Genomic DNA, 23,082 nt, shown 5'->3' on the forward strand with positions numbered 1-23,082 from the left:
GTAGGGGTGGGTCAGCGCCGGGTCAATTGCCGCAGCATCCCGTGCAGGATGCGCACGTCGCCGCGCGTCAGCGCCAGGCGCGACCACATGTTGCGCAGGTTCAGCCGCATCGACGCGGCCTTGGTTTCGGGAAAGAAGAAGCCTGCCTCGCCCAACCTTTCCTCGAAGTGGTCGCCCAGCTTCTCGATCTCCAGCCGGTCGGCCAGGGCAATCGCCTCGGGGCGGGCATGGTGGGGGGACGGTTCGGGCGGCAGGATGTCGCGCCCGTATTCATAACCCATCAGCAGCACGGCCTGGGCCAGGTTCAGCGACGGGAAGTCGGGGTTCACAGGCACCGTCACGATGGCGTTGGCACGGGCAACGTCGTCGTTTTCCAGCCCCGTGCGTTCCGGGCCAAAGATGATCGCGCAACGCCCCGGATGAGCACGGGCCATGTCCATCGCCGTTGCCGGGGTATGGACGGGCTTCGACAGTTCCCGCCCCCGCGCGGTGGTGGCAAAGGCAAAGTCGATCCCTTCCATGGCTTCGGCCAGGGTCGGGAAGATCCGCGCGTGGTCCAGCACCTGCCCGGCGGCACCCGATGCCATGGCAATCGCGCGCGGATTGGGCCAGCCGTCGCGAGGATCGACCAGCCGCATCTCGGTCAGGCCGAAGTTCAGCATGGCGCGGGCGGCCGCGCCGATGTTTTCGCCCATCTGCGGGCGGACCAGAATGATGACAGGCAGGCGGGTGCTTTCCATGCGGGGCAGATAGTCCGTCTGGCGGCGGGCGGCAAGCTGCGCTATGGGCGGGATAAAGGAGTTCCGCCATGCCTGACGCCGCACAAGACGCCCCGCAGCTTTACCTGATAACGCCCGCGGGCGCGCAGGCATCCACTCTGGGGCCGCAACTGGCGGCGGTGATGGACGCCTTTCCGGTGGCCTGCCTGCGCATCCGCGCAGGGGCCGAGGAGGACGAGCTGGGCCGCATCGCCGATCTGGCCCGCGAAATCGCCCATGCGCGCGACGTGGCCGTGGTGATCGACGACCTTGTGGCGCTGGCGCATCGGCATGGGCTGGACGGGGTGCATCTGACCGATGGCGCAAAGGCCGTCCGCTATGCCCGCAAGGAACTGGGCACGGATGCCATTATCGGCGCCTTTTGCGGCAGTTCGCGTCACGAGGGGATGAAAGCGGGCGAGGCGGGGGCGGATTACGTCAGCTTTGGCCCGGTGGGCGACAGCGCGCTGTATCGCGGCGAACCCGCACCGCTGGATCTGTTCCAGTGGTGGTCCGAGACGATCGAGGTGCCGGTCGTGGCCGAAGGCGCCATTACCCGGGATCTGCTGGCGCACCTGTCCTCGGTCAGCGACTTTGTCGCCATCGGCCCGGAAATCTGGTCAGCCGAGGATCCGGTGGCCGCGCTGACGGCGCTGTGGGGCTAGATATCGAAGCGTTCGCGGGCGCCTGCGGCAAAGCGGCGCAGGATCAGCGGGTAAAGCTGGTGTTCGCGTTCCAAGACGCGGGCGGCCAGCGTTTCGGGCGTGTCGCCGGGTTCGACGGGAACGCGCGCCTGGCCCAGGATCGGGCCTGAATCCAGGTCGGACGTGACCTCGTGGACGGTGGCGCCGGCTTCCTCATCCCCGGCCTCGATGGCGCGGGCATGGGTGCGCAGGCCGGGATATTTGGGCAGCAGCGACGGATGGATGTTGATCATCCGGCCTTCGAAGCGGTCGATGAAGGCGGGCGTCAGGATGCGCATGAAGCCCGCAAGGCAGATGATGTCGGGACGGGCGCCCAGCAGCGGTTCCAGAAGTGCGGCCTCGAAGGCGGCGCGGTCGCCATTATAGGCACGGTGATCCACGGCGGCGGTAGCCACGCCCCGGGCCGCCGCCTTGGCAAGCCCGGCGGCGGCAGGATCGTTCGAGGCGACCAGAACCGGCTGGGCCGGATGATCGCCTGCCTGCATATCCTCGATCAGGCGGACCATGTTCGATCCGCTGCCCGAAATCAGGATGGCGACACGCTTCACGCAAGCGTCCCGTGGTAACGGACGCCCTGCCCTGCGGTGACGCGGCCAAGGCGGTGGACCGTCTCGCCCTGCGCGGCCAGCAGGTCAGCCAGCCCATCGGCCCGGTCAGAGGCGACCGCCAGGATCATGCCGATGCCGCTGTTGAAGGTCTTCAGCATCTCGGCCGCCTCGATCCCGCCAGCCCGCGCCAGCCAGCGGAAGACCGGCGGCAAGGTCCAGGACGACAGGTCGATTTCCGCGCCCAGATCCTTGGGCAGGACGCGCGGCAGGTTTTCGGTGATGCCGCCGCCGGTGATATGGGCCAGGGCATGAACCCCGCCTGCCCGGATCGCCGCCAGGGCGGGCTGGACGTAAAGCCGCGTGGGCGTCAGCAGCGCCGTGCCCAAGTCGCCGTCGCCGAATGGCGAGGCCGCATCCCAGCCCAGCCCCGCGTGTTCCGCGACCTTGCGGACCAGCGAATAGCCGTTGGAATGCACCCCGTCCGACGCCAGGCCCAGCAGCACGTCGCCCTCGGCCACGCCCGCAGGCAGGTCGGTGCCGCGCTGCATGGCGCCGACCGCGAAACCGGCCAGGTCGAAGTCGCCGTCGTGATACATACCCGGCATTTCCGCCGTCTCGCCGCCGATCAGGGCGCAGCCCGCGGTCTTGCACCCCCTCGCGATGCTTTCGACGACGCGCGCGCCTTCGTCCACCGACAGCTTGCCGGTGGCAAAATAATCCAGGAAGAACAGCGGTTCCGCGCCCTGGCAGACCAGGTCGTTGACGCACATGGCGACCAGATCCTGACCGATGCCGTCCAGGTGGCCGGTGTCAATGGCGATGCGCAGCTTGGTACCGACGCCATCGGTCGCCGCGACCAGGACCGGATCGTCATATCCCGCCGCGCGGGGGTCGAACAGCGCGCCGAAGCCGCCAAGCGCATCCATCACGCCGGGACGCGCAGTCGCGGCGGCGGCGGGCTTGATGCGTTCGACAAGCGCATTGCCCGCGTCGATATTGACGCCCGCATCGCGATAGCTGATCCCGTTCTTGGTCATGGCGGTCCCCGGCTGAATCTGCGCATCCGATAACGGAAGGCGCCAACCGGGGCAACGGTGATCGCGCTTGACCCATGGCGCGCACATGATTAACCCAAGAACCGCTGGGGGCCTGTAGCTCAATGGTCAGAGCAGGGCGCTCATAACGCCTTGGTTGGGGGTTCGAGTCCCTCCGGGCCTACCATCCCCCCGGCGTCATGTCATGCAAAATGCCCGCCGGATGAACCGACGGGCATTCGGGCTTCACGGAGCGGAAGCCGACCGGATTCTTACGAATCCAGCTTTTCGACCCTGGGGGCAGCTTTCGCGATCTCGATCCGGCGGGGCTTCAGCGCCTCGGGAATTTCGCGGATCAGGTCGATATGCAGCATCCCGTCGGCATTGCTGGCGCCCTCGACGCGCACATGGTCGGCCAGCGTGAACTTGCGTTCGAACGCACGGGTGGCGATGCCGCGATGCAGATAGGTGCGGGTGTCGTCTTCCTCGGCCTTGCGGGCAGAGACGATCACGGCGCCGTCCCGAACCTCGACAGACAGGTCGTTTTCGGCAAAACCCGCCACCGCAATCGAGATGCGATAGGCATTCTCGCCCGTCTTCTCGATGTTGTAGGGGGGATAGGTCGGCGCGGACACGTCGGCCGACAGGGCACGGTCCATGACGTCTGCCAGGCGGTCAAAACCGACCGAGGCACGATACAGGGGGGTCAAGTCAAAGTTGCGCATGGTCACATCCTTTTCAAGCGATGCAGAGTCTGCCCCCCGGTTGCCGGGCGGGCGATCTTGCCAGCGCCAATTTGGCCGCCGGCAATGCAGATTTAAGAAAGCGCCAAGCCTGTTCAAGACCCCTGCCCCGGTCTTTTCAACAACCTGTGATCGGCGCTAGAACGGGTCATGGATTTGTTGATGTCCCTTCCCGTTTCGCTGCCCCTGACGGATCTGTCAGCCGTCGTCCTGCTGTTCGCCGTCTGGTTCGGGATCGGCTGGTTCACCGAACGACCCCCCGCGGGCAAGCCGTCGGTTTCGGTCCTGATGACGCGGTTCCGGCGCGAATGGATGATGCATTTCCTTGCCCGCGACCCGCGCATCTTTGACGGCAACATCCTGACCAGCCTGCGCGACGGCACGGCCTTTTTCGCGTCGGCCTGCATGATTGCCACGGGCGGGATCCTGGCGTTGATCGGCAATACCGACCAGTTGCAGACCCTGGCCGACGGGTTGGCCCTGGAAGGCGGCGGCATCCTGTGGGAATTGAAGCTGCTGGTGACGATGTTCTTTGTCGTCAACGCCTTCCTGAAATTCGTCTGGGCGCATCGGCTGTTCGGATATTGCGCCATCATGATGGGCGCAGTGCCCAATGATCCCGACGATCCGATGGCGCGCGACCGGGCGATGCAGGCGGCGGATCTGAACATCACCGCCGCGCGCAGCTTCAACGCGGGGCTGCGCAGCGTTTATTTCGCGCTTGGGTCGCTGGGATGGCTGGCGGGGCCATGGGTCCTGATGCTGGGCACGGGCGTGGTGCTGTTCGTGACCTGGCGGCGGGAATTCGCCTCGACCTCGCGGCAGGTGATCATGCGCAGTCTGCCACCGCCCCGCTTGCCCGATCATGCCAGACTGCCCCTGTCAGGACCACCGCCCCCGCAGCCGTAAGCGCGATCCCCACATAGCCGCTGGAGGCCCAGCCCCAGCCCGCCGACAGCGCCAGCCCCGCCAGGAACGGTCCCAGCGCATTGGCGGCGTTGAAGGCCGCGTGGTTCATTGCGGCGGCCATGTTCTGGGCACGGCCCGCGACATCCATCAGCCGGGTTTGCAACGGAATCACCAGGCCCGCCCCTGCCGCCAGCAGGAATGACGACAACACCATCATCGGCCAGTTGCCCACCGCAAAAGATGCAAAGCCCTGAGTCGCCGCCATCGCGGCCAGGCTGACATAGGCCGCACGGATCTGGCCCACCCGTTCGGTCAGCCGGCCCGCGACCAGGGTGCCCAGCGTGCCGCCCACGCCAAAGACGGCCAGCGCCAGGGGGATCGCATAGGCGGGCGCGTCGGTCGTGGCGATCATCGCAGCGGTCAGGAAGGCATAAACGGCAAAGAACCCGCCGAACCCGATGGCCCCCACGGCCAGCAGCCACAGCACGCGCGGGTTGCGCAAGGCCTGCAATTCATCCCAGGGCCGGGCGTCCGGATTGCCGCCGATGCGCGGGGCGACCTTCAGGATCAGCCATGCCGACAACAGCGCGATAAAGCCCGGCAGGGCAAAGCCCCATCGCCAGCCGATGCTTTGCCCCAGCCAGCCGGCCAGCGGCACGCCCACGATATTGGCGACCGTCAGGCCAATGATGACCTGTGCGGCCCCCCGCGCCCGATGCTCTCGCGGTAGGGCATCGGCGGCATACAGCATCGCCACGCCCAGGAAACCGCCATGCGGCAGACCGGCCAGGAACCGCATCCCAGTCAGCGCGGCAAGCCCCGGCACCACCGCAGCGGCCAGGTTCATCAGGCCATAGAACGCCATCAGCGCGGCAAGATAACGGCGGCGCGGCAGACGTGCCCCCATGATCGAGGTCAGGGGCGCCCCGATCACGACGCCCAGGGCATAGGCGCTGATGACATGGCCCGCCTGCGGTTCCGTTATGCCCAGATCGCCGGCGAAATAAGGCAGCAATCCCATCGCCGCGAATTCCGAGGTGCCGATGGCAAAGGCGCCAAGCGCCAATGCAAGAATGGCATAGCGGAGATTACCGTGTTCAGTCATGCGCGCGTTCCTGTGGGTGGTTGCCCTAACATCATGCTGCATTGCAGCAAAGGCAACCCCGACAGTGCCCAAATCTGCATTGCATGGAATGCAAGGCCTAGAGATATCCGCGCTGAAGCAGGATCCAGACCGTGGCTGCTGCCAGAACAAGCAGTCCCAGCACGACCGAGGCCGCAAAGCCGATCGCGCGGCCCTGCCAGCGGGACAGTTCGCCAAGCGGCTGAAGATGCGTGATCAACGCCTGATGCGCGCGCGACAGGCCGGGCAGGTCCAGTTGCCGGGCGACCTTGGGCTGGGCGGACAGCTGGTCGGCCTGCGCCAATGTCCAGGCTTTCTTGCGCAGCCGCCGCGGCAAGGCACCGCCCCGGCGGCGCAGCATCACCGACAGCGGCGGACGTTCGCCCCGGCGCGCACCGCCGAAACGGGCGGCGATCAGGCGCGACACCTCGTCCGCCATGTCGCGGATATCATCGGCATTGGTTGCATTTCGCGTCATGGGCGCAGTCTAGCGGCTCTGGCCCGGGGGCGCCAGACGATCTAGGATTGCGGCATGAGACTGAATCACAGCATCACCGGCCCCGCCGAGGGCCTGCCCGTCCTGATGGTCCACGGCCTGTTCGGGCAGGGCCGCAACCTGGGCGCCGTGGCGCGCCGCCTGGCCGAACGGCGGCAGGTCGCCATTGTGGACATGCGCAACCACGGCACCAGTTTTCACGACCCGGACCACGGCTATCCCGCGCTTGCGGACGATCTGGCGCAGGCAATCTTCGACCTGGGCGGGCGAGTCGATCTGGTCGGGCATTCGATGGGCGGCAAGGCGTCCATGGTTCTGGCGCTGACACGGCCCGACCTGGTGCGCAAGCTGGCGGTCATGGACATCGCACCGGTTGCCTATGCCCATTCGCAGAATGCGCTGATCGACGCGATGGCGTCGCTGGACCTAGGATCCATCGACCGCCGCAGCGCCGCCGACGCCGCCCTGGCAAGGCAGGTGGACGATCCGGGCGTTCGGGCCTTTCTGTTGCAATCGCTGGATCTGAAATCCGACCCAAAGGCGTGGCGCCTAAACCTGCCGGTCCTGCGCGACCAGATGGACAAGTTGGTCGGTTGGCCCGAGAACCTGCCCAAGGCGTCCTTCAATGGGCCGGTGCTGGAGATCGCCGGCGAACGGTCGGATTACGTCACCGACGCAGGCCAGGCCGCCCTGCGCGAGCATTTCCCCCAGGCCCGCGTCGTGCGCGTCAAGGGCGCAGGGCACTGGCTTCACGCCGACGCGCCCGAGGCGGTGGCGCAAATCCTTGTCAGCTATCTGGGCGAGGGCTGAGGGCGCCCCAGCAGTCCAGATCGAACCGCGCCACACCGGTATCCCCCGGCACCGTCGTCTTGCCGCTGAAGGCAATCACTTCGCAACCCGTGGCCTGGGCAGCGGCCCGGGCCATCAAGGCGGGGATTTCCTGACGGGACGGGCGGGCGATAAAGGTTGTCCGCACGACCTCGGCCCGGTCGTCCTTGTGAAAGACGACAAAGTCGATGTTGTGCAGCCGGATATCGTGCCGCGCCGCGTCCAGCATCCCCGGCGAAGGGCTGGCGCAGGCGCACAGGATCAGAAGAAGGAAAAGGTAACGCATGGCATCCTTCTTGCCATGCCTTGTCTTAAGGCAGGGTTAACGGCCGCCTTGTTCTTCCATCCGGTCAGCCAGGGATTCGGCGCGTGCGGCCAGTTCGGCCATCGCCTCCTTCAGGTCGGACGGAATGGTCGGCACCTCGACGCGCACGGGGTTGGACTGCAAGCGGTTCAGGTGCCGCTCGGCCTTTTCGGCGCGGTCCTCCATGGTCGCCAGCCGGTCCGCCAGCATCAGCCCTGCTAAAAGCAGCAGGCGCGGTTCGGGCGTCCGGCCCGCCTGGGACAGGATATGCTGCGCCTCGGTGTCCAGAAGGGCTGCGGCGCGTTGCAGCAACCGTTCCTCGCCGTCGTGGGCGGCCAGGCGGTATTCCTTGTGCCCGATCGTGAACTCGACCTCGGCCATTACCGGTCCTCCTGCGGGATGTCGCTGTTCTGGATGGTTTCGGGAACCCCGCCGGCATCGCCCGCAACTTCAGGCGTGGCAACAGGCGCGGGGCCGTCCTCGGCCAGCAGCCGCTCGACCTCGGCCATCAGGGCGCCAAGCTGGGCTGCCTCGGCCGCGCGGGCGGCGCGCAGGGCCTCGATCTCGGCCTCGAGCGCGACGGTGACGGTCTCGATGACGTCCCCTTCTCCGGCCGCGGCCTGGATCAGGGCGCGGTTCGCCGCAGCCAGGTCGTCATTGGCGGCAGCCAGTCGCGCGGCCTGTTCGGCCATGTCCTGCTGTTCCAGCCGGTCCGTCAGCGCCTCGATCCGGGCATGGGCCGCCTCGAGTTCGGCCCGAAGATCCGCGCCGGGCACTGCATGAACTACCCCGCCGCGATCGAGGAACTGGTCGATGCGGTCCAGTGCGGCACTCAGGCGGCGTTCGCTGACAGAGATATCGCTCATCGGCGGTCCTTTCAAAGCGTCACCTTGGTTGTGGCATTGCGTCCGGCCCATGACAAGCCTGCCCGCTTGGCGCGCCTGCCGCAGCACCCTATAAGACGGGCGACGAAAGGATATTCCATGCGCGAAGCCACTATCACCCGCACCACCGCCGAGACGCAGATCGAGGTCGCGCTGAACCTGGACGGGACCGGCGTTTACGACAACCAGACAGGGGTGGGCTTTTTCGATCATATGCTGGACCAGTTGTCGCGCCATTCGCTGATCGACCTGACCATCCGCGCCAAGGGCGATCTGCACGTGGACGACCACCACACGGTCGAGGATACGGGCATCGCCATCGGCCAGGCCCTGACCCGCGCACTTGGCGACAAGAAGGGCATCCGCCGTTACGGCAGCTTCCTGCTGGCAATGGACGATTCGCTGGTGCGCGCGGCCCTGGATCTGTCCGCCCGCCCCTTCCTGGTGTGGAACGTCGATTTCCCGACCGAGAAGATCGGCGGCTTCGACACCCAGTTGGTGCGCGAGTTCTTTCAGGCGCTGTCCACGCATGGCGGCATGACGCTGCATGTGGACCGTATCCATGGCATCAACAGCCACCACATCGCCGAGGCTGCCTTCAAGGCCGTGGCCCGTGCCCTGCGCGAGGCGGTGGAACCTGATCCGCGCATGGCGGGCGTGCTGCCGTCCACCAAGGGGGCGCTGTGATGCGGGTCGCGCTGATCGACTATGACAGCGGCAACCTGCATTCGGCGGAAAAGGCGTTCCAGCTGATGGGCCGCGACGCCGAGGCCGAGATCGTCGTGACGGCGGACCCGCAAGTGGCGGCCATGGCCGACCGGATCGTGCTGCCGGGCGACGGCGCCTTTCCCGCCTGCCGCACCGCCTTGGGCGAGGTGGACGGCATGGCCGAGGCGCTGCGCGAGGCCGTTCTGGGCCGCGGCGTGCCCTTCATGGGCATCTGCGTGGGGATGCAGATGCTGGCCACCACCGGCCACGAATACCGCGAAACCCCCGGCTTGGACTGGATCGGCGGAGAGATCGGCGCCATCGCCGCCCCCGGCCTGAAGGTGCCTCATATGGGCTGGAACGATCTGGTGATCGACCGCCCGCATCCGGTGCTGGAGGGAATCGCCACGGGCGATCACGCCTATTTCGTCCACAGCTGGCAGTTCCAGGTTTCCGATCCGGCGCATCTGCTGGCCCATGTGGATTACGGCGGGCCGGTGACGGCGGTCGTGGGGCGCGACAATATCGTGGGCACCCAGTTCCATCCCGAAAAATCCCAGGCAGTCGGGCTGCGGCTGATCGCGAATTTCCTGACCTGGAAGCCCTGAGCAGCGTCCTTGTCCGTCGCTAAACCGATGTTAACACTTCGTTAACCATCGGCCGATATGCCTCTGCGGACGGCTGTATTTCCGGCCGTCCAGGGTCCGGTCAGCCGGGCCGTCCTCAAACCAGGGCGATGGGCGTATGGATTATCAGTTCACGGTGCTGACCGTCAGTCAACGCATCACAACGAACCCGGAGACCGTGAACGAACCAGCCCCCTGGTCGAACCTGCTGAACAAAACAATCACGATGCCGGGCGCGACGCTGTCGACGATCACCATCAGTGACGACGACGGCAGCTTCCAGAGCGGACGCTATGCCCCAGATACGACCGGACAAACGCTGACAGCGGCGGTGACCTTTGGCAACGACGCGCAGCCCGTCCCGGCCGGAACGCCGTTATCGTTTCACACCTCTACCATCATCAAGAGCACCACGGCCAATACCGACGGCAGTTTTGACCAGTTCAGGGCATTGTTTCCCCGCAAGCTGATTCCGGGTTCCATCGGCACTGAACTGGGGGGGCGATATTCGGTCTTGCTGATGCCCCTGGCACGCGCCGACGGCACATATCCAACCTTCAGCCTGGCCAAGTCCTACACCGCCCAGGCTGTGCAGCCTCTCGGGCGGGCGGCTGATGCGGTCGCCTATCCCCCTGCTGTAACCTGCTTTGGGATGGGAACGATGATTGACACGGTTTCTGGCCCCTGCCCGGTGGAAACGCTGCGTCCCGGCGATCTGGTCCTGACGCGGGACCGGGGGCCACAGCCCCTGCGCTGGCAGGGCGGTTCGCACGTCACGGCGCAAGGGTTAGGGGAGCGGCCAAATCTGCGGCCCATCCTGATCCGCGCGGGCGCCCTTGGCGCAGGCAGCCCGAGCCGGGATCTGGTCGTCTCGCCCCAACATCGGGTTCTGGTCCGATCCCGTATCGCCCACCGGTTGTTCAAGGACGGAGAGATTCTGGTCGCCGCCCGGCATCTGATCGGGTTGCCGGGGATCGAGGTGACAGTGCCTGCCGGCGGCATCACCTATTTTCACCTGCTGTTCGACCGGCATGAAATCGTGATGTCGGACGGCGCCTGGTCCGAAAGCCTGTTCACCGGCCCGCAGGCGCTGAATTCTGTCAGCGAGGCCGCGCGCAGAGAGATTTTTGCCCTGTTCCCCGACCTGGCCGCAGGTCTTGCCCCGCAGCCCGCCCGGCGCCTGCTGACAGGGCGCGAGGCGCGGCAGTTGGCCGACCGCCAGCGGCGCAACCTGGGGCGGCGGAACCTGGTCGAATCGCTGTGACGGCGGATGCCCCCGGCCAAGCCAGGGGCGTCACGTGGTTCATTTGACGGTAATGCGCCCTTCAAGCGCGGGCTTATAGGCTCCGTCCTGCGCGCCCAGATAGCCGGCGACCACCTCGGCCAGATCAGGGCCAAAGTCATAGGCGTTTTGCGCCTTCGTCTCGAATACATCGTAACCGTCGCCGCCTGACCGCATATAGTTGTTGGACACGACCCCATAGGTCGCGGCGGGGTCGATGGGCTTCCAGTCGCCTTCCGCCATCACCATCACGTCGCTGATCCGGCTGCCGGGTTCCGCCGCCGGATCGACGGTGTATTTCAGCCCCGCCACCTGCGAGAAGCGTCCTGCGCTTTCCTCATATTGGCTGGCACCGTTTTCCAAGGCCGTCACCACATCCGCCCCTTTCAGCTGAAAGGTCGCCAGCGTGTTCTGGAACGGCAGAACGGTATAAACCTCTCCCATCGTGACCGGCCCCTGGTCAATCGAGGCGCGCAATCCTCCGCCATTGGCGATGGCAATGGTGATGCCCTGGTTCTTCACCCGCTCCAGCATCGAATCGGTGACCAGGTTGCCCATCTCGCATTCCTTCGCCCGGCAACTGGACCGGTCGCCGTCGATGGGGGCTGCGGTTTCGGCCACGACCTTCTGGCGCAATTCCTCGATGGGGGCGGCCATTTCCTTGACGCGCGCCGCGATGGCTTCGTCTTCGGGGACAGAATTGTCTAGCAGGACCGGCTGTCCCTCGGCCTTGGTCAGGGTGCCGTTGTCATCAAAGGTCAGCGTCAGGTGGCCCAGGTATTTGGAATAGGCATAGGCGGTTGCAATGGGAACCTCTGTGCCGTCAGGTCCGGCGACCATTGTGGGATACGGCCCCTCGGCGCCTTCCATGTCGCCCAGCAAGGTGTGGGAATGCCCGCCGACGATCGCATCCAGGCCGGGAACCTCCTTGGCGAAATCCTGGTCGCGCAGATAGCCGACATGGGTCAGGGCGATGATCTTGTTCACCCCCTGATCGGTCAGTTCCTGCACATCGGCCTTGAGGCTGTCGATATCGTCCTGGAAAATCACGTTCGGGCCAGGCGATGCCGTTTCGGGCGTGTCCATCGCCAAGGCGGAAACGATGCCGATCTTTTCGCCTCCAACATCAAGGGTCACGGCATTCTCGACCTTGCCGTTCAGCACGTTGGATTGCGACAGGTCCAGGTTCCCGGACAGGACCGGAAACTCGACCCCGTCCGCCAAGATCGCCAGCCCTTCGGGGCCGTCATCAAATTCGTGATTGCCCACGGCCATCGCATCATAGCCGATGGCGGTCATGAATTCGGCAACATCCTTGCCCTTGTAGGTCATGTAGAACAGCGACCCCTGATACTGGTCGCCCGCGTCCAGCACGATCACATTGCCGCCTTCGGCGGTAATTTTATCGCGCAGTTCCTTGACCTTGGCTGCCACCCGGGCAACGCCACCGAAACACTCTCCAGCGGCCGTAGTTTCCGCGTCGCACGTGCTGTCGAATTCGTTGATCGCCTCGATCCGGCTGTGCAGATCGTTGGTGTGCAGGATATGCAAAACCGTATCTGCCTGGGCGGCGCCTGCGAAAAGCGCCGCAGCCGAAGCGGCGGTCAGAAGGCGAAATGCCATGGGTGATTCCTTTCTTCCCGGTGGGTCGGATCGAAAGGAAGATTGGCCCAGCATGGCGAAAGGGTCAAATGGGCGAAGGCTGTCGCTTGACCCGGGGCATGGTCCGGCGGCAAATGCGGCCATGATGATCTACAAGATTTTCCGCCCCTCGGAATGGGCCCATTTGCAAACTGCGGGCATCTCAAAGGGTGCGCCAGTCGATCTGGCAGACGGATACGTGCATTTCTCGACGGCGGCGCAGCTTGGCGTCACGCTGTCCAAGCATTTCGCGGCAGAGGGGGATCTGATCCTGCTGGCCTGCGATCCGACGGGGCTTGGCGAAGATCTGCGGTGCGAGCCGTCGCGTGGCGGCGATTTATTTCCCCATCTTTACCGCCCCCTAGCCTTGGGGGACATCGCGTGGTCGCGTGTCATCCGGCGCGGCGACAACGGCCACGAAACGGGACCGCTGGAATGAATGTAGTCGAGAAACTGGGCCTTGCCGCGCTGCACCGGATAGACCCGGAACGCGCGCACGATCTGTCCATCCGCGCGCTGTCGGCCGGATTGGCTCCCCTGCCCGGATCGCCTTTCACATCCGACCGTCTGCGGGTCACGCTGGCGGGGTTGGATTTGCCAAACCCCATTGGACTGGCTGCCGGATACGACAAGAACGCCAGGGTTGTTGCCCCCCTGATGGGCGCAGGCTTCGGCTTTATCGAACTGGGTGCCGCCACGCCCCGCCCGCAACCGGGCAACCCAAAGCCGCGCCTGTTTCGCCTGACCGGGGACCGGGCCATCATCAACCGCTTCGGCTTCAACAACGACGGCGCCCTGGCCATCGCATCCCGCATGGCCGCGCGTCCCCAAGGCATTCCTGTCGGCCTGAACATCGGGGCCAACAAGGACAGCGCGGATCGTGCGGCCGATTTCGCGGCGGCGGTGGATATCGCAGGCGCGTCGGCGGATTTCCTGACGGTCAACGTTTCCTCGCCCAATACGGAACGGCTGCGCGATCTTCAGGGCGCAGAGGCGCTGACCGCGCTGCTTCGCGGTGTGCTTTGGGCCAGGGACAGCCTGCCAACGCGCCGCCCGGTCTTTCTGAAGATCGCCCCCGACCTGACGGAAGGGGAAATCGACGACATCGCCACCGTGGCCCTGGACTGCGCCGTCGATGGTATCATCGCAACGAACACCACCCTGTCACGCGACGGTCTGGCAAGCCCCCATGCCAAACAGGCGGGCGGGCTGTCAGGGCGTCCGTTGTTCGAACGCTCGACCGCGGTTCTGGCAAAGTTGTATCGCGCGACGGACGGCGCCATACCGATCATCGGTGTAGGGGGCATTTCGTCAGTCGAGGATGCATGGGAAAAGATCCGCGCGGGTGCCAGTGCCGTGCAGATCTATTCAGCCTTGATCTATCAGGGTTTTTCCCTGGTGACCCAGATGGCGAAAGCCTTGGATGCCAGATTGCACGACCAGAACGTCACTCTGAAAAGCCTGCGCGGCAGCGGCGCCGCCGAGTGGTCTCAAAGATAGTCCTCACCAAGCCCCAGCAGCTGGTTCATGCTGTGCGACGGCTCGGGACATCCCGCATCCCCGATCACGCGAGCGGGAACGCCGGCAACCGTCTTGCAGGACGGCACATCGTGCAGGACCACCGAACCCGCGGCGATGCGCGAATGGTGCCCCACATGGATATTGCCCAGAACCTTGGCGCCCGCCCCGATCATCACCCCGTCGCCGATCTTTGGGTGACGGTCGCCGTCTTCCTTGCCGGTGCCGCCCAGTGTCACGGAATGCAGCATTGACACGTCGTTGCCGACCGTGGCCGTCTCGCCGATGACAATGGAATGGGCGTGGTCGATCATCACGCCGGTGCCGATCCGTGCCGCCGGATGAATATCCACGCCGAAACATTCCGAACAGCGCATCTGCACGAAATAGGCCATGTCGCAGCGCCCCATCTGCCACAGCCAATGCGCCATGCGATAGGCTTGCAGTGCCTGAAACCCCTTGAAGAACAGGATCGGCTGCAACAATCGGTGCGTCGCCGGGTCGCGGTCATAAACCGCCATCAGGTCAGCCCGCGCGGCGTCCCCCAGTCCGGGCGAGGTGCGATACGCCTGGTCCGCGATCTCTCGCAGGATCTGCTCACTCATCTCGCCGCTGGCCAGCTTGAGCGAGAAGCGATAGGCCAAGGCCGCTTCCAGGCTGTTGTGATGCAGCAACCCTGCATGGATCAGCGCCCCCAGCAAGGGTTCATCGCGGACCGCCGAACGCGCCTCGTCCCGCAGCTGCGCCCAGATCGCATCGCGATCCAGGCCCAGGTTCTTCTTGGTGCTGCTTTGCATGTTCATGTCACAGGTCCAGGCCAGTCTTCGGCCCTTCTTAGCGCGAACAGGCGGCAGGGAAAAGGACGGGCATCAATCTGGCAGCCGCAGTTCCATCCAGTGAACCGCTAGCCTGACCTTTCCGCCCGTGAATCCACCCCCTTCACCGGTCATCAGCAGCGTCGCGCTGTTGTAATAGGTCATCGGGGCACCCAGCATCCCGCGCGCCCATGAACCCGCGCCCTTGCCCAGTCCCTGACCAAAGCGGTTGTTCGAATCCGCCGTGCCCAGCCGCCAGGTCGCCAGCCCCCCAGTCAGGGCCTGCGTGACCCGGGCGACAGCCCCGATCACCATTGCACCGGCCGGAATCGCGATGCCGGTATCAAAGGATGCGCCGGTGCCCACGGTCACGTCTCCCTCGGCCATTCCGAAGGCAAGCCCCGATCCCCTGGCGCCAAACGTCATGGCGCCCATGAACCAGCCGTGCCCATCAAAGACGGCCTCGACCCCGCGATCGGCCACAAAGGCACGCATCCCGCGCGACGGCACCACGAAGACCCAGCCGCCGTTCGCACCAACCGCGATCCGTCCGCCCTGGCCTGCCCAGGCGCCAGACGCCCCCGAAGGAACACCCCAGGATTGTCCGTCGATCACCGCCTCGGGCGGCACGGCGACCGATGCGCTTTCCAGCACGGCATTGGTCAGGCCATCCAGACGCATCAACGCCTCGTTCACCGTGACGTGCTTCTGGGCCTGGGCCGGTTGCAGCAGCGGCAGTTGAAGCCGCATGGTTTCATTGGCCATTGAAAATCCTCCTGACAAAGGGGCCGGGGCCGAACTGGTCGGACAACTGGGCAACGGCGGCGACAAAGGCGCCGCCGCTGGCCGCATCGTTCCAGACCTGTTCTGGCACAGTGTATTCGGGGACACTGACATCCGCTTCGTGCAGGACGACGCCATCCCGCAGGATGCGGACGCGGTAGCGCTCGCGAACCTCGCCCAAGGGGATCTCTGCGCCATCCCAGCCGTCGCCCTCGACACGGCTGCGGCGAATCCAGCTTAAGGCGCGGCCTTGGGCACGCAGATGGCAGGGGGCATAGGGCCGCAGCCCGATCCCCCGCGCCTGGGTCGTCAGCGCCCGATAGCTGGGATCGTCAAAGGCCCGCCGCGCCGGGCCGATGCGCCAGAACCGTTCCTGCCCCCTGGCCGAAGGCGGCAGCGCCACCTGTTGCGCCGCGCCGTCCAGCAACACCACGACGCTGCCCTTGGGCCAGACCTCAGGCATGATGCCGTCGGTCCCGGCCTGACCGCGCAGCCTGTCGCCGATCTCCCACAGATCCTTGTCCACGGGAACGGCCTTGGAAAACTGGATAACCTCCCAGTTTTCCAACGACCCGTCCCCGATTGCCAAGGCATTCCCGCCCGCCAAAAGCGCCTTCAGCCCCACCGACCGGAGTGACGCATCCTTCAACCGGATGCGCAGGGGCGCACCGCGGTCGATCACCCCGGGCCGCGCGCGGTGCAGCGGCGTTTCGGTTCGGCCGACAAAGGCGCGCCGCAGCAGCGTGGTGTTCAGTTCGAACCCGCCCGTCTCCTCGATCGAAGAATAGGCGACTACCGACCCGGGCCAAGGCTTTGCCGTGGCGGCCAGATAAGGCGCGTGCGGCTGTTCGTCACCCTTCAGCAGCGGCAGGTCCAGAAACAGGGACCAGACCGGCAATGGCGGATTATAGCGCCCGACAAAGCCGTCATCCTCGTTCGTGGCCGCCTGACGATAGACGCCCGGTTCGACCCTGACGGCATCAACCGTCACAGCACCCGCGCGTTCGACGCGGTCGATTCTCCAGCGTTTGGGTTCGGCACGTCCGTCATCCATGCGGATCACGTCGCCCGGACCCAGATCGCCAAGCGACGGGGGCAGGGCAAAGCGGGCGGTATCCCGCGACACCACCGATTCCGCCAGCCAACGTTCGGCAATGGCGCGGCCCTCGGCACGTATCAGGGACATCGGAAATTCGCTGTCGCTGGCCGTGTTTCCCTGGGCATCGGCCAGGCTGGCCTCGGCCGTGGCCGTGGCATAGTCGCCCCCGGCCTCGACATGGGACAGGCGCAGCCGCCCGGACAGTTCCGCCTGGGCAAGACGTAGGGTTTCGAAGCCCTGAACCTCGTTGCCAACCGCCAGATGCTCGCGCCCCAGGGTGCGCTTGAACAGCCCGTCGCGGGGGACAAAGCGCAGGCAGCCGTCGCGTTCCACGGCGTCGATGCCATGGGCCAGCAGGATGGGTTGCAAGGCAGCGCGTGACGATTCCCCACCGTTGACGTGGAAACCGCGCACCACACCCGTGACGGCGCTGACATCGAAATTTGCCACTCCGGCCTCGCGGCAGATGTCGGCGATGACGGATGCCAGCATCACCGACCCGGCCCGGCCGTTCAGCCAATGGCCACGTTGCCAGGCAGGACCATCGGACCACAGGTCAGGCCGTCCCGGAAAGGCCGGAAAGGGCCGCGCGTCCCAGCACCACACATGCGCCCGGTCCAGGACCACCATGCGCCCACCCCCCGCCTTGGCGGGATTGTTAGCGGGCCTAGACCAATAGGACGTGACGGCCTGGACATAGGCGGCCTGGATCGCATCGTCGCGCTGACCGCTGGAATAATGCGGCAGCGTGCTTTCCGAACTCATGGCGTCCAGGAACTTGTTCGGCTGGTTCGTGGCCTTGTCCAGGGCCGCGCAGCCGTATTCTGTGAACCAGATCGGCTTCGATCCCGGCACCCAACCTGTCGCCTGCCGCGAGCGCACCCCGTTCGGGCGGTCGTAATGCAGGTTCTGCCACCAGCCTGCCAGATCCTTGTATCGCCAGACCCACGCCTCGTCATAAGCGCCGTCCGTGATCGGCGTCCGCCGTTGAGCGTCGCGGTCGGCGTCGCTGGCATAATACCAGTCGTACCCCTCGCCACCACAAACATTGGCTTCCAGATAGGCGGGGTTGCCGATCCGGCCCCAATGGGCATCCAGGTGATCTTCGGCGTCTCGCCAATCTGACAGCGGCATATAGTTGTCAATGCCGACAAAGTCGATGTCCGGATGCGCCCACAGCGGGTCCAGGTGAAAGAACAATTCGCCGCCGCCCGGATGGTGGCCGAAATACTCCGACCAGTCGGCGGCATAGCCGATCTTGACGAACGGCCCCAGAATCGCGCGAACATCCTGGGCCAAGCGGCACAACTGCTGGACTGCGGGATAGCTGTTCCCCGCGCCGCGAATCTGGGTCATGCCGATCATTTCCGACCCGATCAGGAAGGCGTCGATCCCGCCTGCCGCTGCGCATAGATGGGCATAATGCAGGATGAACCGGCGATAGGACCATTCGTCAGGCCCGTGATAAGATACCGTGTCCCCCTCCCGGCGGAAATCCTCGGCCGCAGCGGCGCCAAAGAACGCATCGACCTGGGCGTTGGCCGCAGCGGTGCCGTCAACAGACCCAGCCCGCCCCGGCGCGACCGAGGTCGTGATCCTGCCGCGCCAGGGCATGACCGGCTGCTCGCCCGTACCATAAGGATCAGCCAGCCCATTGCCCGCCAACTGCTCCATCAGGATGAACGGATAAAACACCGCCTTGCGCCCTGATTGTGCAATGGCCCGCAGCCCTTCAACGACCGCCCCATCCGCAGGCGTCCCGCCATAGATCGGCCGGTCGTTCACCCGCGCGACCTGGACCGCGGCCTCTCGGCCGATGCCCGCAACCGTCCAGGGCATTTCGGCGCCATCGATCTCGTTCTGCTCGACCTTGGGCTGAACCGTGCAGCGGTCGATCCGCAGGTCGCTGCCGAACCAGGACACGACCAGCGACACCGACCCGACATTCGGCAACTCGCGCCCCAGAATGTTCATCGAGGCGGTGAAATCCGTTCCTCCCATCGGCGTGTTCACATTCGTGGACCGCAACTCCCCCAGGCCCAGATCCTGGTTGACCGGCGTGGTCGCAAGTGAATATTCGCCCGTACCGGGGATCAGCGCGACCGCGCGCACGTCGCGGCACAGACCGCTGCCGTCCTGCGCGGGCGAGGTCACCTCGAAGCTCAGCTGGGGCATCCGGTTGCCCCAGGCCTCCAGGTTCAGGTCCTCCAGCAGGACATAGGCCAGACCGCGATAGGCAGGCGCCAGATCCGCTTCATGCGCCGCAATGGCGGGATCGGGACGCTGGTCCTCGTCTCCGTTATAGACCCTCATGTTCAAGTCATCGGCCGAGATTTCCTCGCCATCTGCCCAGACGCGGCCTACGCCCAGGATCCGCCCTTCGCACAGCGCAAGAGCGACGGACAGGCGATAGCTGATCTGCGTAACCGTGGACCGGGGCGTGCCCTTGCCTCCTCCCGCATCCTCGGACCGCGCGATTTCATCAAGCGGAGAAGCCCATATCACGTGCCCCGGCAGGCGCATCTGGCCCCAGATGCGCGGGATCGGCGCGCCCTCGCCCGCGGTCTGCAGGCGCAGGCGGTCGATGCGTCCGGTTTCCACGGCCTTGGACCCGCTGCCCAACAGCCGCTGGTCGATGACGCGGCCCACCGTCGCACCGACCGCGCGGCCGATCACGGCACCCGACAGGCCCAGAACCGCGCCGCCGAAGCTTCCGCCAATCGACGCCCCTACGGCGGACAGCACGATGGTCGCCATGATGGCCTCCTAAGACTTGAAATCAGGGAAAGCGGAACCGGGCAGCAATCCGGTTCTGCCAAGGCGTCGTCAACGGACTGTCGATGACGCCATGCGCGTTATAGGCATGGATGAAGCGCGGCGCCTCGCCGGCGTCAGACAGGATGCCCAGATGCTTGGCTACCGCCCCTGCCCGCATTCGGAATAACAGCACCTCGCCTGCCTGCATCGCCTGGTGGCGGCAGACAGGCACCAGATGGCGCAGCGCGGCTTCCATCAGAACCTCGTGACCGCCGCCTTCGCCCCAGTCAGGGGTATAGGGCGGAGGCGCCTCCGGCTCGGTGCCATGGCACTCGCGCCAGACGCCCCGGATCAATCCCAGGCAGTCACAGGCCACGCCCTTGACACTGGCCTGATGCTGATAAGGCGTGCCGATCCACGCCCTGGCCACGGCCACGACATCATCCACCACGGCGCGATCCCGCTTGCGGCGCCATGATCCAGTCTTCCGACGGAAGATGAGGAAAGCCGCGAAAGTTGATGAAGTTGTTGAACTTGTCCCGGCAGGTCGCGGCGCGCTTGTCGCATCCTGCAACAAGCCGGATCCGATCCCCGACAAGGGGCGCGATCCCAAGACCCTGCCACAACTCGATCTTGCGACCGCCATTCGGCAATGCGTCGTCGTTCTTGACGGTGGCGGTCAGCCCCTCGGCTTCGCCGGACAGGACCAGCAGGCTGCCCCTCTCGAACCATCCCGCCTCATAGGCCGGAAAGCCCGCGAACCGCAGGATGCGCCCGTCCTCGATGGCAGCAATAGTCGCCTGGGCGGCAAAGGTCTCTCCGCCCAAGGCCAGCTTGCATTGGCCATCCCCCAGGCGGGCGGAACAGCGGGGATGGAACACCCGGCCCCGCGCGGCGTTCAACGGCTCCGACAACCCTCGCAGTTCCGCGCGGAAAGCCCCCTGGGACCGGGCGATTTCCCCCAAACTGCCGGCAAAGACCAGCCGCCGGGCCGCCAGGTTTGTCCAGTCCGCCTCCCACATCCTGACTTCGGCCCCATCCCAACGGCCTGCAAGCACATCCTTTTCCGTGATGGCGTCGTCGGACAGCGCCCCTTCGGCCTCGGAGTTGTCGACCGAAAGCCCTGTTGCCTGAACCAAGGCGCGGGCGGACATACCGTGGTCGGGGCGGAACCGGACGCCCTCAAAGGTCAGGACCGCATCATGGTCGGTGAACCCCAGCACCATCCCGTCCGCCCGCCGCACCATCCAGGCGCGCGCGATTGTCGTGGCCGTCATACCCGCACCTCGATCACCGGGATGGCAGGCATCTCGCCCGCCTGGAAGGACGCGACCGACACTGCGATCCGGTCGGTATCGAACCGCACGGGCACGTCGAATTCGAAGCCCGCCGTGACCTCGGCCCCCGGCTCGGGCGCGTCGCTGAAGGTGATCAGTCCCTTGGCATGATCGACCCCGTAATGGATGCCCGGAAAGACCTCGTTTCCGCCAACACCCGCGCGAACGGTGTCCTTGACCGGCTTGTCGATCGGCCGGGCATAGCGGCCCGGCCCCGACGCATAGGTTTTCGCCAGTTGAAAGACCCGCGTCACGCCGTCGCCCTGCCCGATCACCTGGTCGTCAAAGGCCGGTGCGCGCGACGGCAGGCAGCTTTTGTAATCCGACCAGTCCTTCCAGCGGAACCCGTGCAGTTGGCCCGCCCGCGCCTCGAAAAACGCAACCAGGGCCGACAGGTCGTCGAGCGACCGCAGTCCCATGCCCGCGTCGTAACGGCGGCGGGCGTGCGCCCATGGAGTGTTGCGTTCCTCGAAACCGCTGGCAAGCGCCACGATCTCGGTCCGGCGTTCTGGACCGCCAATGGAACCGAAGGACAGGTTCGCCGGAAATCTTACCTCGTGAAATGCCATGTCCGCCCTGCTTCAGCTGTTGCGTTCGCCGCGCGCCAGAACGCGGCCCAGTTGGGCGGCGATCTGCGACTGGCTGCGTTGGAAGCCCGCGACATCGGGCGTGGTGACATTCACCGTGACGTTCATCGGACGCGATCCGCCCCCGGCAGACGCCACCCCCAGCCTGCCATCCGCCCCCCGGCGCAACGGCATGATCGCCTCGGGACCGGCCTCGCCCATAAGGCCGGTTGCTCCGCGCATCGGGAAATGCGTGGGCTGGCTGACGACGCCGCCCTTGGCAAAGGGCATCACCCGCCCCTGGACAAAGGCACCGCCATTGGCAAAAGGCAAGGCCCCCGACAGCATCCCGCCGATCCCCTGGGCCAGCGATCCTGCCAAGGCGTTCTCGACCGGCTTCATGGCCATGGAAAACACCGTGTCAGCAATCGACCGACCGATACCCTTCAGCGATTCCGACAGCTTGTCGCCGTCAAAGACCAGCCCGTCGAATGCGCGCCGCAATCCGCCCTCGATCCCTGAACTCAACGATCCCACCTCGCGCGCGGTGACGGTCATCGATTGCCGCAGCCGGTCCAGTTCCGCCTCGAAGGCGGCGGTCATGCGGCTGGTTTGGCCGAACCCCTGATCCAGGTCGTCCAGCGTCGTGCTGAAACCATCCTTGTTGGCCATAAGCCTTGCCCCTTATCCAGATGTATCGCGCGGCCTGTCGGGAAAGCGCGCGGCCAGTTCGGCCAGCCTGTCCCGCGTCATGGCGGGTGGCCCCGCCTCGACCCCCAGCATCAGCGCCAATTCGGCGGGCGTCAGCGCCCAGAACTGATCCGGGCGCAGGCCCAGGCCGCGCATCCCGGCCCGCATCAGGCCCGGCCAGTCCAGGCCCCCGCTCATGCGGCGATCCGAAATGCCCGCGCCAGAAGCTCGGCGGCGGCCCGGCCTGCTGCAACCGGCCCGCCCCCGATTTCGACGCTCAGCAGATCGGCGGTCGTGCCGCGCCAGCCGCCGCCACGCAGGCCCGCGACCAGCACCGCCAGCACGTCGCGGCTGCTGAAACGGCCCGCTTCGAAACGCTCGGCAATCGCCATCAGGCTGTCGGCGCCCAGATCGTGTTCCAGTTCCGCCAAGGCCCCCAGCGTCAGCCGTGCGACATGGGCAGTGCCGTCCAGCACTACCTCGACCTCTCCGCGCATCGGGTTTGCCATCACAGCGCCATGAAGGTCAGCGCACCGGCCGAGGCCATCGTCACCTCATAGGTCGCCTCGCCATTATAGCTGCCTGCATACTCCAAGGCGGTAATCTGGAACGGCCCTTCAACGGTGCCGAAATCCGGGATCACCACTTGGAACCGGGGCACTTCTGCGTCAAAGAAGATCTGCCGCGCCCGCCCGTCGGTATTGGCATCGCGAAACACCCCCGAGCCGGAAATGGACGCGCTGCGCACGCCTGCCCCGCCCAGCAATTCGCGCCAGCCGCCTTGGCTTTCAAGGCTGGTCACATCGATCGTCTCGGCATTGAACGACAGGCGGGACGCACGCAGCCCGGCTATCGTCTCGAAGGCCCCGTTCCCGGTCATGTCCATCTTGATCAGAAGATCGCGTCCATTCTGTGCCGCCATGGCCCCT

General features: G+C 65.9%; 28 protein-coding genes and 1 tRNA gene. 9 read left to right on the top strand and 20 right to left on the bottom strand.

The window, feature by feature from the left end:
* Positions 1-11 precede the first annotated feature (11 nt).
* Positions 12-740, bottom strand: a complete 729-nt coding sequence (locus LZ585_RS10045) for an RNA methyltransferase (protein WP_234853439.1) — start codon at positions 738-740, stop codon at positions 12-14.
* 68 nt (positions 741-808) lie between these two features.
* Between LZ585_RS10045 and LZ585_RS10050 the strand changes: the two genes are divergently transcribed.
* Positions 809-1,423 (top strand): thiamine phosphate synthase, encoded by a 615-nt coding sequence (locus tag LZ585_RS10050; protein WP_234853440.1) that lies wholly within the window; start codon positions 809-811, stop codon positions 1,421-1,423.
* Here the strand turns inward: LZ585_RS10050 and purN are convergent.
* Positions 1,420-2,010: a phosphoribosylglycinamide formyltransferase gene (purN, locus tag LZ585_RS10055; RefSeq protein WP_234853441.1), complete on the bottom strand. Its 591-nt coding sequence runs from the start codon at positions 2,008-2,010 to the stop codon at positions 1,420-1,422. The two genes, LZ585_RS10050 and purN, sit on opposite strands and share 4 nt — an antisense overlap.
* Entirely contained in the window at positions 2,007-3,047 is a 1,041-nt protein-coding gene (gene purM, locus LZ585_RS10060) for a phosphoribosylformylglycinamidine cyclo-ligase (protein ID WP_234853442.1), read from the bottom strand. Before purM ends, purN begins: the two co-directional genes overlap by 4 nt.
* Before the next feature lie 108 nt (positions 3,048-3,155).
* Between purM and LZ585_RS10065 the strand changes: the two genes are divergently transcribed.
* Positions 3,156-3,231: transfer RNA gene (locus tag LZ585_RS10065), tRNA-Ile, on the top strand.
* Between the two features lie 85 nt (positions 3,232-3,316).
* On the opposite strand, the gene LZ585_RS10070 is transcribed toward LZ585_RS10065, so the two are convergent.
* Positions 3,317-3,769, bottom strand: coding sequence for an Hsp20 family protein (locus LZ585_RS10070; RefSeq protein WP_234853443.1), 453 nt, complete (start codon positions 3,767-3,769; stop codon positions 3,317-3,319).
* 180 nt (positions 3,770-3,949) lie between these two features.
* Here LZ585_RS10070 and LZ585_RS10075 point away from each other — a divergent pair, with 180 nt between their 5' ends.
* Positions 3,950-4,696 (top strand): DUF599 domain-containing protein, encoded by a 747-nt coding sequence (locus LZ585_RS10075; protein WP_234853444.1) that lies wholly within the window; start codon positions 3,950-3,952, stop codon positions 4,694-4,696.
* Here the strand turns inward: LZ585_RS10075 and LZ585_RS10080 are convergent.
* On the bottom strand, positions 4,617-5,801 hold the full coding sequence (locus LZ585_RS10080; RefSeq protein ID WP_234853445.1) for an MFS transporter: 1,185 nt from the start codon (positions 5,799-5,801) through the stop codon (positions 4,617-4,619). The two genes, LZ585_RS10075 and LZ585_RS10080, sit on opposite strands and share 80 nt — an antisense overlap.
* Before the next feature lie 97 nt (positions 5,802-5,898).
* Positions 5,899-6,297 carry a hypothetical protein gene (locus tag LZ585_RS10085; RefSeq protein ID WP_234853446.1) on the bottom strand — a complete coding sequence of 133 codons (399 nt, stop codon included), beginning with the start codon at positions 6,295-6,297 and terminating at the stop codon, positions 5,899-5,901.
* A 54-nt stretch (positions 6,298-6,351) separates the two neighbouring features.
* Here LZ585_RS10085 and LZ585_RS10090 point away from each other — a divergent pair, with 54 nt between their 5' ends.
* Complete coding sequence (locus tag LZ585_RS10090; RefSeq protein WP_234853447.1) at positions 6,352-7,125, top strand: alpha/beta fold hydrolase; 774 nt, start codon at positions 6,352-6,354, stop codon at positions 7,123-7,125.
* Here the strand turns inward: LZ585_RS10090 and LZ585_RS10095 are convergent.
* From LZ585_RS10095 to LZ585_RS10105, 3 genes are read right to left on the bottom strand one after another with little or no spacing between them, the layout of a single operon-like run.
* The gene (locus LZ585_RS10095) at positions 7,103-7,429 is read right to left on the bottom strand and encodes a hypothetical protein (protein WP_234853448.1); all 327 of its coding nucleotides are present in this window, start codon (positions 7,427-7,429) and stop codon (positions 7,103-7,105) included. The genes LZ585_RS10090 and LZ585_RS10095 overlap by 23 nt on opposite strands.
* A gap of 36 nt (positions 7,430-7,465) precedes the next feature.
* Positions 7,466-7,828: a cell division protein ZapA gene (locus LZ585_RS10100; RefSeq protein WP_234853449.1), complete on the bottom strand. Its 363-nt coding sequence runs from the start codon at positions 7,826-7,828 to the stop codon at positions 7,466-7,468.
* Entirely contained in the window at positions 7,828-8,313 is a 486-nt protein-coding gene (locus LZ585_RS10105) for a hypothetical protein (RefSeq protein WP_234853450.1), read from the bottom strand. Before LZ585_RS10105 ends, LZ585_RS10100 begins: the two co-directional genes overlap by 1 nt.
* Positions 8,314-8,430: 117 nt before the next feature.
* On the opposite strand from LZ585_RS10105, the gene hisB reads away from it, so the two are divergent.
* From hisB to LZ585_RS10120, 3 genes are all read left to right on the top strand, one after another.
* A complete protein-coding gene (hisB, locus tag LZ585_RS10110) occupies positions 8,431-9,018 on the top strand; it encodes an imidazoleglycerol-phosphate dehydratase HisB (protein ID WP_234853451.1) in 588 nt (195 codons plus the stop codon).
* Positions 9,018-9,647, top strand: a complete 630-nt coding sequence (hisH, locus tag LZ585_RS10115; RefSeq protein ID WP_234853452.1) for an imidazole glycerol phosphate synthase subunit HisH — start codon at positions 9,018-9,020, stop codon at positions 9,645-9,647. Before hisB ends, hisH begins: the two co-directional genes overlap by 1 nt.
* A gap of 136 nt (positions 9,648-9,783) precedes the next feature.
* Positions 9,784-10,929 carry a Hint domain-containing protein gene (locus LZ585_RS10120; protein WP_234853453.1) on the top strand — a complete coding sequence of 382 codons (1,146 nt, stop codon included), beginning with the start codon at positions 9,784-9,786 and terminating at the stop codon, positions 10,927-10,929.
* A 39-nt stretch (positions 10,930-10,968) separates the two neighbouring features.
* Here the strand turns inward: LZ585_RS10120 and LZ585_RS10125 are convergent, their stop codons facing one another.
* Positions 10,969-12,570 carry a bifunctional metallophosphatase/5'-nucleotidase gene (locus tag LZ585_RS10125; RefSeq protein WP_234853454.1) on the bottom strand — a complete coding sequence of 534 codons (1,602 nt, stop codon included), beginning with the start codon at positions 12,568-12,570 and terminating at the stop codon, positions 10,969-10,971.
* Positions 12,571-12,691: 121 nt separating this feature from the next.
* Here LZ585_RS10125 and LZ585_RS10130 point away from each other — a divergent pair, with 121 nt between their 5' ends.
* Positions 12,692-13,027: a DUF952 domain-containing protein gene (locus LZ585_RS10130; RefSeq protein WP_234853455.1), complete on the top strand. Its 336-nt coding sequence runs from the start codon at positions 12,692-12,694 to the stop codon at positions 13,025-13,027.
* The gene (locus tag LZ585_RS10135; RefSeq protein ID WP_234853456.1) at positions 13,024-14,088 is read left to right on the top strand and encodes a quinone-dependent dihydroorotate dehydrogenase; all 1,065 of its coding nucleotides are present in this window, start codon (positions 13,024-13,026) and stop codon (positions 14,086-14,088) included. The genes LZ585_RS10130 and LZ585_RS10135 overlap by 4 nt, the downstream gene beginning before the upstream one ends.
* On the opposite strand, the gene cysE is transcribed toward LZ585_RS10135, so the two are convergent.
* The 10 genes from cysE to LZ585_RS10185 form a co-directional block, all read right to left on the bottom strand.
* Positions 14,079-14,909: a serine O-acetyltransferase gene (gene cysE / locus LZ585_RS10140; protein WP_234853457.1), complete on the bottom strand. Its 831-nt coding sequence runs from the start codon at positions 14,907-14,909 to the stop codon at positions 14,079-14,081. The two genes, LZ585_RS10135 and cysE, sit on opposite strands and share 10 nt — an antisense overlap.
* Before the next feature lie 66 nt (positions 14,910-14,975).
* Entirely contained in the window at positions 14,976-15,686 is a 711-nt protein-coding gene (locus tag LZ585_RS10145) for a DUF2793 domain-containing protein (protein ID WP_234853458.1), read from the bottom strand.
* Positions 15,676-19,560: a baseplate multidomain protein megatron gene (locus tag LZ585_RS10150; RefSeq protein ID WP_234853459.1), complete on the bottom strand. Its 3,885-nt coding sequence runs from the start codon at positions 19,558-19,560 to the stop codon at positions 15,676-15,678. The genes LZ585_RS10145 and LZ585_RS10150 overlap by 11 nt, the downstream gene beginning before the upstream one ends.
* 22 nt (positions 19,561-19,582) lie before the next feature.
* Entirely contained in the window at positions 19,583-20,008 is a 426-nt protein-coding gene (locus tag LZ585_RS10155) for a C40 family peptidase (protein ID WP_390625117.1), read from the bottom strand.
* Positions 20,001-20,837, bottom strand: coding sequence for a DUF2163 domain-containing protein (locus LZ585_RS10160; protein ID WP_234853461.1), 837 nt, complete (start codon positions 20,835-20,837; stop codon positions 20,001-20,003). The genes LZ585_RS10155 and LZ585_RS10160 overlap by 8 nt, the downstream gene beginning before the upstream one ends.
* Positions 20,834-21,466, bottom strand: coding sequence for a DUF2460 domain-containing protein (locus LZ585_RS10165; RefSeq protein WP_234853462.1), 633 nt, complete (start codon positions 21,464-21,466; stop codon positions 20,834-20,836). Before LZ585_RS10165 ends, LZ585_RS10160 begins: the two co-directional genes overlap by 4 nt.
* 12 nt (positions 21,467-21,478) lie before the next feature.
* Positions 21,479-22,135: a phage tail tape measure protein gene (locus LZ585_RS10170; protein ID WP_234853463.1), complete on the bottom strand. Its 657-nt coding sequence runs from the start codon at positions 22,133-22,135 to the stop codon at positions 21,479-21,481.
* Between the two features lie 12 nt (positions 22,136-22,147).
* Positions 22,148-22,351, bottom strand: a complete 204-nt coding sequence (locus tag LZ585_RS10175; RefSeq protein ID WP_167621751.1) for a rcc01693 family protein — start codon at positions 22,349-22,351, stop codon at positions 22,148-22,150.
* Complete coding sequence (locus tag LZ585_RS10180; RefSeq protein WP_234853464.1) at positions 22,348-22,662, bottom strand: gene transfer agent family protein; 315 nt, start codon at positions 22,660-22,662, stop codon at positions 22,348-22,350. The genes LZ585_RS10175 and LZ585_RS10180 overlap by 4 nt, the downstream gene beginning before the upstream one ends.
* Complete coding sequence (locus tag LZ585_RS10185; RefSeq protein WP_234853465.1) at positions 22,662-23,075, bottom strand: phage major tail protein, TP901-1 family; 414 nt, start codon at positions 23,073-23,075, stop codon at positions 22,662-22,664. The genes LZ585_RS10180 and LZ585_RS10185 overlap by 1 nt, the downstream gene beginning before the upstream one ends.
* Positions 23,076-23,082: the final 7 nt, after the last annotated feature.

This window comes from Paracoccus everestensis, assembly GCF_021491915.1.
GTDB lineage: Bacteria > Pseudomonadota > Alphaproteobacteria > Rhodobacterales > Rhodobacteraceae > Paracoccus > Paracoccus everestensis.